This window comes from Myxococcus sp. AB025B, from assembly GCF_006518215.1.
In the GTDB taxonomy this organism is placed as follows: Bacteria; Myxococcota; Myxococcia; order Myxococcales; family Myxococcaceae; genus Myxococcus; species Myxococcus fulvus.
Genome location: NZ_SRLW01000684.1, coordinates 1 through 658, shown reverse-complemented (window position 1 = coordinate 658; position 658 = coordinate 1). Strand labels below are relative to the sequence as shown.

1 protein-coding gene is annotated in these 658 nt (G+C 72.6%); it reads left to right on the top strand.

The features are described from left to right. On the top strand, positions 1-616 hold a 616-nt coding region (locus tag FL311_RS43495), incomplete at its 5' end, for an NAD(P)-dependent oxidoreductase (RefSeq protein WP_141333584.1). Between the last annotated feature and the right edge of the window lie 42 nt (positions 617-658).

Sequence of the window (658 nt, the reverse complement as noted above, 5' to 3'; positions counted from 1 at the left end):
GCCCGCCCCCGTCTCCACCTACGGCCGCAGCAAGCTGGGGGGCGAGGAGGCCGTGCGCGAGCTGGCGGACAAGGTGCCGTCCGTCATCGTCCGTCCGCCCATGGTCTATGGGCCGGGCGACGTGGAGTTCATCCCCTCCGTCATTCCCATGGCGAAGAGCGGCGTCGCGCTGAAGAGCGGCTTCGGCCCCAAGCGCTACTCGCTCATCCACGTGGATGACCTGAACACCGCGCTGCTCGCGGCCGCCGAGCGCGGGCCGACGCTCGACAAGGCCGACGCGGCGCGCGGCGTGTACACCGTGTCCGACGGTCGCGAGTACACCTGGGAGGACGTCTGCGCCGCGGTGGCCCGGGCCCTGGGCCGCAGGCCCCCCACCGTGCTGCCCGTGCCCGACACCGTCGGCTACTTCCTGGGCCTGGGCTCCGAGGCCATGGCCCGCCTGCGCGGCACCGTGCCCATCCTCAACCGCGACAAGGTTCGCGAGATGAAGTGCGCCGCGTGGACGTGCACCACCGAGCGCGCCACCCAGGAGCTGGGCTTCGCGCCCACCATCCCCCTGGACCAGGGACTCGTCGGGACGCTCGCGTCCTACGGCCACACCGTCGCCCACTCCTGAAGTCGCCCTCCCCTGGAGCGGTGGCAGAGGAGGCTGGAGGCC